Consider the following 12,898-nt stretch of genomic DNA (forward strand, 5'->3'; position numbering starts at 1 on the left):
TTATTGGTCAGGCGTGGTAAGGCTAACTTTATTTATTAAGCCAAGCTGGTAAAATTGCAACCGACTCTGGTGCTGCAAATGCAGCGCTTTCATCGGCACTAATATTGCCGCCTGCACTGCTTAATATATTATTAAAACGCATAACCACATTGTTCGACTTTTCAGCTACGTATAAATCTGTTCCGCTATACATAATATCAACAGGGTTACCTAAAAGTGTATTTGGACCGCTAATAGTCGTGCTTATATTCACTAACCCAGATGCTGTCGCTACATTGTTTAGCACGTATACTTTACCGTCGTCTGCAACAGTGGCACTGCCAACATCTGAGAGTATTAGTGAGCCACTTACTGAATCGTAGTCAATGCCGTGTATATTACTTGGAGCCTCGACTGCGGTACCTGTATTTGCAGGAGTGATTAATCTGTCTTCTATGGCAATATTAGTCGTACCAGCCATTAGTTTACTTTTAACTTCATCAAATACAGCCACAGTTCCGTTTGTTAAAGCAACAAAGGCACGATCAGTTGTTACATCATAATCTACATCCCAAGGGCGGGCATTGTTTGCAAAAGTAAGCGTCATTAATGGGCTTGCATCACCAGTAGTACAGGTGGAGAATATTGAGATGCTAGGCGTGTCTGCATTGTTTTCAGCAACTAAAACCATGCCACTATCAGATGCAACATCAAGCCCTTTAGGTGATATAAGACCTGTATTTGCACCGCTAATAATACTATCTTGGCTAGCGCTATATGTTTGCCCATCTCTATTTATTGCTACCTTATTTGAAATAATAATCCCACCGGTAGATGTTGTGCTGTTATCAAATGTTGTATAGCTATTACCTGCTTTATCAAATGTAACACTCTCAATTGTTTGGTTCGCATTGTAGCTGCCTAGTGTTGTTGTTAGTTCTGGGCTTAAGCGGCTAATTTGACCCGTTGTTTCGCTAGTAGTTGCTGGGTTACTACTTACAGCAACACCCAGTAGTGGCATGTTTAGGGTATCGCTATCTGAAATATCAGCCATTTCATTTTGCATACCTACTTTAGTAATCGATTCAGGCTTTATAGTGGAGGTCACTAAGTCGGGAGTAATATCGCCGCTTTCACCTGCAAAAATATTACTGAAAATGAGGATTGCATCATTCGATTTTTCGGCCACTCTTAAATCAGTACCCTCTAAACTAATGTCTACTGGGTTTCCTAACATAGTTGTTGGACCTGCAATAGAGCGTGCAACGCTTACTGCTCCATCAGCCGATGAAGCATTGTCTATTACAAACAAAGAGCCATCAGTAGCATCTGTTGCACTGCCTACATCAGATAAAATAAGCTTGTTAGTATTTGAGTCAAAAACAATACCGTGAATATTTACTGAAACTTGCGCACCGTTATTATCGCTAGGTGTAATTGTTCTATTTGGCATGGCCACAAAACCACCATTAACATAGTTGTCGTATACCGCAACATCGCCGTTAGTTAGTGCAACGTAAAGTCTATCGTTTACCTCATCGTAATCAACATCCCAAGGAGCTGCATTTGTTATTGTATTGGCAAGAGGGGCTGAATTTCCCGCTGAAGTTGCACCGAAAACAGTGACCTGCATAGCACCAAAGTCGGCAATAAAAATAAGACCAAGTTTGTCAGAAACCGCAATCCCTTTTGGGTTTGCTAATGTAGTGGATGAACCTGTTATTTCACGGTCTCGGTTACTATTAAAGCTATCTTCATCTACGCGGTTAGCAAGTTGGCAAACTGTTTTTATACTACCGCTTGAAATATCACTTGCTTGTATTAAGTTACCTAATGCATCGAAAGCAACGCCTTCGTTAGCTGTTGTGTTAAAGGTTTTTAATTTTACTGAATTTTGGTCAATTAGATCGGCTGTACCGGCATTATCAGAACCATTATTTGCAAGCACAAATTGAGCCTCTGCAAAATTAGGGGTTCCATTTGTGTCATCAGAGTCTGTATTAGTGATTTCACCATCGTCACTGCTACATCCTGTAATGCCGATAAGCACTGCGAGCGTTAGAGCCGAAAAGCTAAGTTTTTTGTTTATTGTGTTTGTTTGATCAGTAATATTTTGATTAGTTTTATTCATTATTTTTACCTTTTAATATTCCATTTAAAATGAACAGTAAAGTTGATGACTTAAAAATAAATAGCTAAGTCTGATACCAATGTAAAAATTAGTATTTCTTTGTGTTCATGCGTTAACCTCAATCTAATAACGATTGAAATTAAAAATTGGATGCAAAAAAAAGGAATTAAAAAAGGAGCTATAAAGCTCCTTTTATTTTAATGAATATTTTAGAGGAAGGGTTATTTTAAAAAACGTTGAATAGCAAGCAGTATGCCTTGTTCGCCTAATCCCATTTCATCATGCATTTCATCTTGTGTGCCGTGCTTAATAAACTCATCAGGAATACCTAAATTAAGTATATTAACACTGGCTTTTTGCGTTGCTAAGTATTCGTTAACCGCAGAGCCTGCACCGCCANATTATCTTCAAGTGTAACTATTACATCATGGCTAGTCGCTAATTCGTTTAAAAGTGCAGTATCAAGTGGTTTAATAAAACGCATATTAACAAGAGTTGCATCTAACTCATTAGCTGCAAGTTGGGCATTTTCAAGTAAAGTACCAAATGATAAAATTGCAATTTTACTACCTTGCTTTATTACATTCGCTTTACCAATTTCGAGTAATTGCATATTAGCTTGAATATCTTCTGTACCAGCACTTCCTCGAGGGTAGCGTACTGCAACAGGGCAGTTTGCTTGATAACCAGTATAAAGCATATGACGGCATTCATTTGTGTCGCTTGGTGCCATAATTACCATGTTTGGAATACAGCGCATAAAACTTAAATCATAAGCACCTTGATGAGTCTCACCATCGGCCCCAACAATTCCTGCACGGTCAATTGCAAATAATACAGGCAAGTTTTGTAATGCTACATCATGAATTAGTTGATCGTATGCGCGTTGTAAAAAGCTTGAGTAAATAGCTATAACAGGCTTTAAACCTTCACAGGCAAAACCTGCGGCTAAAGTAACAGCATGCTGCTCTGCTATTGCCACATCAAAATATTGCTCTGGAAACTCTTTAGAAAAGCGCACCATGCCAGAACCTTCACGCATCGCAGGTGTTATCGCCATTAATTTATTATCTTGTTCAGCCATATCACATAACCAATCGCCAAATACTTTAGAGAAGGTAGCTGCACTTGGTTTTGATTTAGGAAGACTCGAAATATTTGGATCAAACTTTGGCACGCCATGATAACCAATAGGATCGGCTTCTGCGGGTTTGTATCCTTTACCTTTTTGGGTTTTTATATGTAGTAACTGTGGTCCTTTTAAATTACGCATATTGCGCAATGTATCTACCAACATGTTTACATCGTGACCATCAATAGGGCCAATATAATTTAGACCAAGTTCTTCAAAAAACGTCCCTGGAATCATCATACCTTTTATATGTTCTTCCATTTTACTAGCAAGTTGTTTTACAGGAGGTACACCAGAGAGTAGCTTTTTACTGCCTTCACGAATGTTAGTATAAAAGCTACCTGATAAAATACGTGCAAAATGATTTGTTAATGCGCCCACATTTTCAGAAATCGACATTTCGTTATCATTTAAAATAATAAGCATGTCTGATTTTACATCACCAGAGTGGTTCATTGCCTCAAATGCCATACCAGCAGTAATGGCACCGTCGCCTATAATTGCAACGGTTTTTCGTCCTTTACCTTCTTTTTGCGCGGCAATAGACATTCCCAGCGCTGCTGAAATAGACGTACTTGAATGACCTACGCTAAACGTGTCGTATTTACTTTCTTCACGAAATGGAAATGGGTGTAAGCCATCTTTTTGACGAATCGTGTGCATTAAATCGCGTCGACCAGTCAGTATTTTGTGCGGGTAAGCTTGATGACCCACATCCCATACTAACCTGTCATCGGGCGTGTTATACACATAATGTAGGGCAACGGTAAGTTCAACCGTACCTAAACCAGACGCTAAATGACCGCTACTTTGCGATACTGAGTTGAGTAAATAGTCACGTAACTCATTGCTAAACTCTGGGAGTTTATCTTGCGCTATATCGCGTAACTGGGCTGGTTCGTCAACCAAATTAAGTAATGGATACTTGCTACTATCAAGTGTCATGGTTTTTTATTTATCCTTCGCTAACATCAATTAACCTATACAAATACGGTATAAATTCAATTAATGTTCAGTAATTATGTCAGTGCTAAGTGCAATACTTTTTAAGCGGTGCTTAATGATCACGCTCAATTAAGTAATTTGCTAGTGACGCCAGAAGTGTTGTGTCAGCATCAATATTTGCTAACGCTTCATGGGCTTGTTGTATTAAATTTTGCGCCTTTTCTTTAGCGCCAAGCATACCCAATAAAGCGGGGTATGTCGCTTTATTGGCTGCAATATCTGACCCTTGCGGCTTACCTAAAGTAACAGTATCGCCCTCAACATCCAAAATATCGTCGTGGACTTGAAAGGCCAGCCCTATAGCATACCCAAAAACAGATAAGTTATCTAAAGTTTGTTCGCTAACATTTGGAGAACACATTGCGCCTAAGGTAATTGCACAATTAATTAATGCCCCCGTTTTTAGTTTATGAATACGCTCAAGTTGCTGTACTGTAATCACTTTGTCGGTTGCAGCAATATCTAAACCTTGACCGGCAACCATACCCTCTAAACCAGAGGCATGTGCAAGTTTTGCTATCATTTTTACTTGTGTTTTTGAGCTACATTTAAAATTATGATTTGAGATTAGCTCAAACGCTAATGTTTGAAGCGCATCTCCAGCTAAAATAGCTTCAGCTTCGCCATAAACTATATGACATGTTGGTCTACCTCGGCGTAAATCATCATCATCCATAGCTGGTAAATCATCATGTACTAAAGAGTAGCTATGAATACATTCAATTGCTGCGGCGAGTACATCTAAATCACTTTTTTCTGCACCGAGCATTTTACCTGTAGCGTAAACCAAAAATGGACGCAGTCTTTTCCCACCATTGAACAAGCTATAATGTGTAGCTTCTTTTATTTTTTTTTCACTATCGAGCGGTTGTTCAAAATAAAGATTGAGCGTATTAGCTACATCAGTTTGAGCATGTTCTATTTGTTCTTTAATGCTCACAGTTTATTCCACATCGTTATCAAAGTTTGCAAGTGCTGACTTTTCGCCGCTTCCCATTAAAATCGATACTTTCTGTTCTGCTTGCTGTAATTTACCTGATGAAGCATTAGCCAAAGCAATTCCGCGTTCAAATTGCTTTAACGACTGATCAAGCGATAAATCACCTTGTTCCATGTCACTAACAATTGTTGATAATTCTTCTAGTGCTTGTTCGAAACTTAAGTTTTCAGGTTTTTTAGTCGCCATATTATTTCAGCTTACATGATAAATTTAGAAGCCAATTTTAGGGGGAATGCTAAACTAGGTCAAAGGATGATATGTTTTTTTCGTTTATTAGCATTAAATGTTACCTTTATGTACATTAATAAAGACTTAATAGCGGTCTATTGCCGTAGTTAAAGTAATTAATAATGTACCTTTAATTAAACTAATACTTTAATACTCTTTTTATGTTTCTTTACACAAATGGCTTAAGCAATTCAATATGTTGCCGATAAGCAGTTAATAATAAAAGTTTATGATAAGGCCTTACAGCATGAAACCTTTGGAGGAAATGTGGATTTAGCAACCATTATAGGGATCCTTGGCGCAATTGGCTTAATTGTCATGTCGATGTTTATGAGTAGTAGTGGCGAAATGGCTATGTTTTACAATACCCCTTCGGTGGTAATTGTATTTGGTGGATCTATATTCATAGTTTTATCAAATTACACCATGGGACAGTTTTTTGGGATAGGTAAAGTAGCCGCTAAAGCTTTCATGTTTAAAATAGAATCACCTGAAGAGCTAATTGATAAAGCAATTGAGCTTGCAGATTCTGCACGAAAAGGTGGTTTTTTAGCCCTTGAAGAAGCTGAAATACCAAATCAGTTTATGCGAAAAGGTGTCGACATGTTAGTTGATGGTCACGATGCCGATGTAGTGAGAGCTACTTTACAAAAAGATATTACTTTAACCTCCACCCGTCACGAAATGGGTGCCGGCTTATTTAAAGCGATGGCCGATATAGCACCTGCAATGGGAATGATTGGTACCTTGATAGGCTTGGTTGCTATGTTATCAAACATGGACGATCCAAAATCAATAGGGCCTTCAATGGCAGTAGCATTATTAACAACTTTATATGGTGCATTTTTAGCAAACGTAGTTGCTATCCCTATTCAAGTTAAATTAGAGCTTCGTAAAGATGAAGAGGCAATGAATCAGCGTTTGATTTTAGATGCAGTGCTAGGTATTCAAGATGGTCAAAATCCAAAAGTAATTGAAGGTATTTTGAAAAACTACTTAGCTGAATCAAAACGTAAAGTAGATACCGAGGAGTAACCATGTCTGAGCAAGAGTGTAAATGTCCACCTCCAGGGTTACCTGCGTGGATGGGGACGTTTGCTGATTTGATGTCGCTACTAATGTGCTTTTTTGTACTCTTGCTTGCGTTTTCTGAGATGGATGTACTTAAATTTAAACAAATAGCAGGCTCAATGAAGTTTGCTTTTGGTGTACAAAATAAAATAGAAGTAAAAGACATCCCTAAAGGTACCTCTGTTATTGCAATGGAATTTACACCAGGGAAACCAGAACCCACCCCAATAGAAACTATTCAACAGCAAACAGTAGAAATGACTCAGCAAATGCTAGAATTTCAAGCCGGTGATGAAAGCTCTGCTGGAGGAAGACAAGAACAGCGTGGTGACAAACGTGGTGGTGAATCTCGTAGTACATCTCAAGAGCAATCATCTGAACAAGCAACGGCATCTGCTGATCAAGAACAAACAAATGAGCTTGTTAAAAAAATAGCACAACAGCTTGAAAAGCAAATTATTGATGGTGCTATAGAGCTTGAATCGTTAGGACAGCAAATAATTATCCGTATTAGAGAAAACGGTTCGTTTCCTTCAGGAAGTGCTTTTTTACAACCCAAGTTTAAACCAATTATTCAAGACATTGGCGTTTTATTAAAAGATGTACCCGGTGAAATAACGGTATCTGGGCATACTGATGATTTTCAGGTATCTAACGAGCTATATGTTAATAATTGGGACTTATCATCAAAACGTGCAGTGGCCGTTGCAAGTGAACTACAAAAAGTGCAAGGCTTTGATAAAACTCGCATGATGGTTGTTGGTCGAGCTGAAACAAGACCACTTGTACCAAATGATACAGATGAAGATCGTCGAAGAAATCGTCGTGTCGAGATTTCTATTTTGCAAGGTAAAGCAAAAGAGTCAGCCCCAATTGATGTAAGATAGTACACCTTGGCAAAGCGGTTTTTTTAACATAAAATAATAAATATTAACAAATGTAATGGAATACCCATGAAGAAAAAATATAAGTATAGCGATATGCCAGGCAACGGAACTGGCGGAGATGACGATAAGACGAAAGAATAATAATGCCTTTATGGGTTGATAAGGTAATTGGACTTCTTGAACTTAGCTGGGTTTTATTTTTAATCCCAGCTATTTTTATTTTCTATTTGCGTAAAGATTTTTTAGCATTATGGTTTGTATGTGTCACAGGTGCATTTTTCTTATTTGGTGCACTTATATACGATTCTTTAAGAGAGTTTGATAAAGATATTTATATATATAGATATCTTGTCTGGGCGTTTAATGACATTGCTTGGATGGCTTTAATTGCCTACCTTGGGATAAAAGACAAAGTTTATTTATGGCAATGTGTGTTAGGTCAGTTGGTTGTTATAATGGCACCAATTTTACAACTTTTTCGCGTTGTTGATCGCCACCTTTGGGATTTATCTTATAGCACGCTAATGTATAAAACGCTTTTACCTTTAATTAATACGGCCACCGTAGTGGTGTGTTATCTTCCGCTAATTTATATAGTAATTAAAAATAATAATGCAGTAACTAGTAATAATTATAAAAAAGTCCCTCCTTTAAAATAGCTGTGCTAAACTACTGTTTATATGAACAGTGGTGAGCAAGCTATGAAACTCTACATTGCAGAAAAACCTTCACTTGGACGCGCTATTGCTGATGCGCTACCAAAACCACATAAAAAGCATGATGGTTATATAGAAGTCGCTAATGGTGATTGTGTCTCTTGGTGTATTGGGCACTTGTTAGAGCAAGCCGAGCCCGATGACTATGATGAGCGTTTTAAAAAATGGCAGTTTGAACACTTACCCATAATACCAGAACAGTGGAAGTTAAAAGCCAAAACTAAAACACGTAAACAGCTCACTGTTTTAAAAAAATTAATTAAACAAGCTTCGCAACTTGTTCATGCTGGCGATCCAGACAGAGAAGGCCAGCTGCTTGTCGATCAAGTAATAGAAGAAGCTAAAATAAGTCAGACTAAAAAGCAGAGTACGCAACGTTTACTCATTAGCGATTTAAACCTATCGGCAGTAAAAAAATCATTGAGTGCTATGCGCTCTAATCGAGATTTTATTCCGTTAAGTGTATCTGCTTTAGCGCGCTCTCGTGCTGATTGGTTATTTGGTATAAATTTAACGCGTGCATATACCCTAGCTGGGCAAAAAGCTGGGTTTGGTAATGTACTTTCGGTAGGGCGAGTACAGACCCCTATTTTAGGTCTTGTAGTTAATAGAGATAACGAAATTACGAACTTTGTATCTAAGCCTTTTTACGATGTACTGGCACATTTACTTACTCCTGATAATCAACCATTCACAGCTAAATGGGTGCCAAGTAAAGCATGTGAGCCACATCAAGATGAAGAAGGTCGGATACTTAATAGTGCATTAGCAGAAAATGTTGCTTCACGCATTACAAAGCAAAGTGCTGAGCTTACGGCACTTGAGCAAAAACAAAAAAAGCAGAGTGCACCATTGCCATATAACTTATCTGCACTACAAATAGATGCAGCTAAAGCATTTGGTATGCCTGCTCAAAAGGTGTTAGATATTTGCCAAATACTTTACGAGCGTCATAAATTAATAACGTATCCGCGTTCAGACAACCGCTATTTACCTAAAGATCACCATCAAGATGCATCTGCTATTTTTAAAGCAATAAGTGCTAATAGTGTGCAAAGCTCTGAATTAGTAAACGGGGCTGATACTAAAAAGCGTAGCAAATGTTTTAACGATTCAAAAGTAGCTGCGCATCATGCAATTGTACCAACAGCGAAACAGTTAAAATCAGCGAGTTTGAGCGGCGATGAAGCAAAGGTATATCAATTAATAAGCCGTCATTACCTAATTCAGTTTTATCCCGACTATATTTATAACGAAACTAAAGCTGAGGTAACTATTGCTGGCGGTTTATTTAAAGCAAATGCAAAGCAAGATGTAAGCTTGGGCTTTAAGGTGTTAATGGGTAAGTCTGAATTAAAAGATGAAGCTACGCTACCTCCTTTAACTAAAGGTATGTCTCTTTTTTGCGATAAAGGCGAAGTAGTCGAAAAGCATACATCACCCCCAGCTTATTTTACTGATGCTACACTACTTGCTGCGATGACGGGCATTAGCCGATATGTTAAAGATCCACAAATTAAAAAAATACTAAAAGACACGGATGGTTTAGGCACTGAGGCAACGCGTGCAGGTATAATTGAATTGCTATTTAAGCGACTTTTTTTAAAGCGTGAAGGTAAGTCAATTAGAGCAACCGAAACGGGGCTTGCACTCATTAGCGTATTACCGCAAGGTTTAGTGAGTCCTGATTTAACCGCAAAGTGGGAATCGAGCCTAGGTGATATTGCGCAGCAAGCAATGAGTTACCAGCAATTTTTACAACCTTTACTTGCCGACCTAAATGGTTTTGTACAACTAGCAGCAAACTGCGATAGTGATGCATTTGCTAAGCTACCAAAAACCTCACCTAAAAAACGTTTTGCTAAACGAGGCGGAAAATCGACCTTTAAAAAGTCGAGTTATAAAAAAAGCTCTGTTGCTAGTTAGCTACAGAGCTTTTTTATTAAACGATATTACTTAATGTTGAATTGGTATTACTTAACCTGAACTCTGGTTAAGAGATTTACTAACGTATTGAATCATGATGATATTTAAATTTATTTTCTCTAGGCAGAGATTTTCAGTGAAAACAAGGCGAATTTACGCGTCAATAGCTGGCCTATTGCAAATAAATTCAACGTAGTTAGCGCTGAAAATAGCTGCTTGAGATAGATTTATTATCCAGAATTCAGGTTACTTATTAAATAAAGCAACAGCAGCGTTACTCATTGCTTTTATTCCGGTTGGAATAGCAACTTTATAATCAGGTGCAAATTTACTAGAGTGTAGGGAAGGGAGTATTTCACCTGTTTTTATTGAATCTGCATATTGTGCTTGATTAACACCGCCTAACCAAAATAACGTAATTGGAATGCTTTCCTCGGTACGACCATATACACCAAAGTCTTCACCGGCCATTACCGCTTTTGCTTCCAATACATTTTCATCTCCAATTGCATCAGCAATAGTTTTACGGACTATATTAGTTTGTTCAGGATTATTGTAAGTAGAGGGCGTTGATTCTTCTTTTACATATATAACAGGATACATAGCCTCATCTAATCCTGCACTTTGGGCAATGCCTGCAGTAATGCGTTTTATTGCTGCAATTTGAGCGTTACGTACATCAGGGCTGTAGCTGCGTAAAGTTAATTGAAGTTTTACTTCGTCTGGAATCACATTATGTTTAGAACCTCCGTGTATAGAACCGACGGTAACGACAGATGGTTCTAATGGTGAAAGTTCACGACTGGTTATTGTTTGTAATGCCATAACGGTTCGAGCTGCAATTACAACAGGATCAATAGTTGTGTGCGGATAAGCGCCATGCCCGCCTTTTCCTTTTATTGCAATGTCTACAGAGTCGACGCTTGCCATTGTATATTCATTTTTCATTGATACTTTACCAGCAGGAACGCTAGCACTAACATGCAGTGCAATAATATGGTCTGGTTGAGTATATTTACTGAATAAACCATCGCTTAACATTGCTCTAGCACCAGCACCTACTTCTTCTGCGGGTTGTGCAACCATCATCAATGTACCTTGCCATTCATTTTTATGCGTTATTAGTTGTTCAGCAGTTCCTATAAAAGAACTCATATGAATATCATGACCGCACCCATGCATTACACCTACTTTTGCACCATGCTCATCTGTTACAGTTACCTTTGAAGCATACGTTTTGCCTGTTTGTTCTGTAATAGGTAAGCCGTCTGTATCAGTACGTATCATTACTGTTGGACCATCACCATTTTTATAAATACCAACAACGCCAAAACCACCTACATTATTTGTTACTTCAAAACCAAGTTTTGATAATTGAGAGGTTATTTTTTTACCTGTATTTTGTTCGTGGTTTGAAAGCTCTGGTGATTGATGTAAATCGAGGTAAAATTTTTCTATAGCTGGCATGCTTGAGCTTAAATCTAAATCTAGTGGCTTTGCTTGTATAAATGGACTTGCTATTAAGAGCGCTGCGCTTAAGTAAGTTAGTTTCATGTTTCGCCTCATTGATTGATATCTATACCGAGTGATTTAGGTATATGACTTGTAATTATTATGTTTACCACCATATAAAAACCTAAATAGATGAATATGGCAATCAATTAAATGAGCAACATAGTTAGTATTAACGCACAAAATCTTCAGCAAGTACTCGGTGAAACATCACAACAAAAATTAGTGTTGCTTAACTTTTTCTCACCACAAAGTCCTGATTGCATAGGACAGGCTGCAATTTTAGATAAAGTAGCAGCTGAATATGCAAGCTACATAGTAGTGGCAAACCTAGATTGTGATGCAGAACAAGCCCTAGCTTCTCAACTTGCACAACAAGTAGGGCTACAAACATTACCTACACTTGTATTATTAAAAGACTCAGCACCAGTCGATTTACTTGCTGGTGTTCAAACTGAAGCACAAATACGAGAAGCCCTAGGGAAACATCTACCTGCACAACAGGACTTATTATTAGAGCAAGCAAAACAAGCTCTATTGAAGTCAGATTTAAATGCGGCATTTAATTATGCAAAGCAAGCTTATGAAATCGACAATAATAACGCGCGTATCAAATTGGTACTTGCAGACATATGTATCCAAATTCATAAAGTAGATGAAGCGCAAGCGCTTATAAATACAATCGATGTACAAGAGCAAGATGCTTACTTTAATAATATAAAAGCAAAATGCGAAGCTGCGCTTGAAGCAAAAGACTCACCAGAGATTAAAAAGAAGCAACAGCAAGTAGAAAAGTATCCAAATGACTTAGCGTTAAAAGAAGAGTTAAGTGCATTACTTAATGAAGCAGGAAGAAAAGAGGATGCGTTGGACGTACTATTTACAATACTTCAAAAAGATCTTAATTTTAGTGAGGCAAAATCAGGCTTTTTAGCGATTATTGCCTCTTTACCTGATGGAGACGTGCTAGCTGCTAAGTATCGTCGTAAGTTATATAGTATTTTATACTAGATTCTAATAACTACTGATTTTGAAAAGCACCTACATAAGGTGCTTTTTGCATTTTTAAGCCTTTAATTAAAAGCTTCAGCATTGCTTTACTATGTAAAATGGATAGTTATCAACAGGTTTTTGTGGGTAACTTGTGCTTATCGTGTGTGCTTGCTTTGGGCTTAATTTTAATTACTATTTTATGCAAATAACGCTTGCGTAAAATTCGCCGCTCCCTATAATGCGACCCCACTGAGACGGGAAACGCCAACGCCTAGCGAGGAGCGAACTACTCAGAGAGTTAAATAAAACTTCGGTTTT

At 37.9% G+C, this 12,898-nt stretch carries 9 protein-coding genes and 1 pseudogene; 5 read left to right on the forward strand and 5 right to left on the reverse strand.

Going from position 1 to position 12,898, the window contains the following annotated elements; all coding sequences use genetic code 11:
- Window positions 1-28: 28 nt before the first annotated feature.
- The 4 genes and pseudogenes from L647_RS0117730 to L647_RS0117745 form a co-directional block, all read right to left on the reverse strand.
- Entirely contained in the window at window positions 29-2,110 is a 2,082-nt protein-coding gene (locus L647_RS0117730) for a hypothetical protein (RefSeq protein ID WP_024612230.1), read from the reverse strand.
- 221 nt (window positions 2,111-2,331) lie between these two features.
- Window positions 2,332-4,187: pseudogene (gene dxs / locus L647_RS01000000124515) on the reverse strand (1-deoxy-D-xylulose-5-phosphate synthase).
- A 112-nt stretch (window positions 4,188-4,299) separates the two neighbouring features.
- A complete protein-coding gene (ispA, locus tag L647_RS0117740) occupies window positions 4,300-5,187 on the reverse strand; it encodes a (2E,6E)-farnesyl diphosphate synthase (protein WP_024612231.1) in 888 nt (295 codons plus the stop codon).
- 3 nt (window positions 5,188-5,190) lie between these two features.
- A complete protein-coding gene (locus L647_RS0117745) occupies window positions 5,191-5,433 on the reverse strand; it encodes an exodeoxyribonuclease VII small subunit (protein ID WP_024612232.1) in 243 nt (80 codons plus the stop codon).
- 309 nt (window positions 5,434-5,742) lie between these two features.
- Between L647_RS0117745 and pomA the strand changes: the two genes are divergently transcribed.
- The 4 genes from pomA to L647_RS0117765 all read left to right on the forward strand — a co-directional run bounded on the left by pomA (window position 5,743) and on the right by L647_RS0117765 (window position 10,075).
- Complete coding sequence (gene pomA, locus L647_RS0117750; protein ID WP_024612233.1) at window positions 5,743-6,510, forward strand: flagellar motor protein PomA; 768 nt, start codon at window positions 5,743-5,745, stop codon at window positions 6,508-6,510.
- A gap of 2 nt (window positions 6,511-6,512) precedes the next feature.
- Complete coding sequence (locus L647_RS0117755; RefSeq protein WP_024612234.1) at window positions 6,513-7,433, forward strand: flagellar motor protein MotB; 921 nt, start codon at window positions 6,513-6,515, stop codon at window positions 7,431-7,433.
- 143 nt (window positions 7,434-7,576) lie between these two features.
- Entirely contained in the window at window positions 7,577-8,092 is a 516-nt protein-coding gene (locus tag L647_RS0117760) for a hypothetical protein (protein ID WP_024612235.1), read from the forward strand.
- 42 nt (window positions 8,093-8,134) lie between these two features.
- On the forward strand, window positions 8,135-10,075 hold the full coding sequence (locus tag L647_RS0117765; protein ID WP_024612236.1) for a DNA topoisomerase III: 1,941 nt from the start codon (window positions 8,135-8,137) through the stop codon (window positions 10,073-10,075).
- 246 nt (window positions 10,076-10,321) lie between these two features.
- Here L647_RS0117765 and L647_RS0117770 read toward each other — a convergent pair whose 3' ends face one another.
- Window positions 10,322-11,629, reverse strand: a complete 1,308-nt coding sequence (locus tag L647_RS0117770) for an amidohydrolase (RefSeq protein ID WP_024612237.1) — start codon at window positions 11,627-11,629, stop codon at window positions 10,322-10,324.
- A gap of 111 nt (window positions 11,630-11,740) precedes the next feature.
- Here L647_RS0117770 and L647_RS0117775 point away from each other — a divergent pair, with 111 nt between their 5' ends.
- Window positions 11,741-12,598, forward strand: a complete 858-nt coding sequence (locus L647_RS0117775) for a tetratricopeptide repeat protein (protein ID WP_024612238.1) — start codon at window positions 11,741-11,743, stop codon at window positions 12,596-12,598.
- The last annotated feature ends 300 nt before the right edge of the window (window positions 12,599-12,898 follow it).

It is taken from the genome of Pseudoalteromonas sp. TB64 (assembly GCF_000498095.1).
Lineage (GTDB): Bacteria > Pseudomonadota > Gammaproteobacteria > Enterobacterales > Alteromonadaceae > Pseudoalteromonas.

Coding starts and splice junctions, on each gene's coding strand:
- L647_RS0117730 (WP_024612230.1), bottom strand. CDS start 2,110: ATGAATAAAACTAATCAAAATATTACTGATCAAACAAACACAATAAAC.
- L647_RS0117745 (WP_024612232.1), bottom strand. CDS start 5,433: ATGGCGACTAAAAAACCTGAAAACTTAAGTTTCGAACAAGCACTAGAA.
- L647_RS0117755 (WP_024612234.1), top strand. CDS start 6,513: ATGTCTGAGCAAGAGTGTAAATGTCCACCTCCAGGGTTACCTGCGTGG.
- L647_RS0117760 (WP_024612235.1), top strand. CDS start 7,577: ATGCCTTTATGGGTTGATAAGGTAATTGGACTTCTTGAACTTAGCTGG.
- L647_RS0117765 (WP_024612236.1), top strand. CDS start 8,135: ATGAAACTCTACATTGCAGAAAAACCTTCACTTGGACGCGCTATTGCT.
- L647_RS0117770 (WP_024612237.1), bottom strand. CDS start 11,629: ATGAAACTAACTTACTTAAGCGCAGCGCTCTTAATAGCAAGTCCATTT.
- L647_RS0117775 (WP_024612238.1), top strand. CDS start 11,741: ATGAGCAACATAGTTAGTATTAACGCACAAAATCTTCAGCAAGTACTC.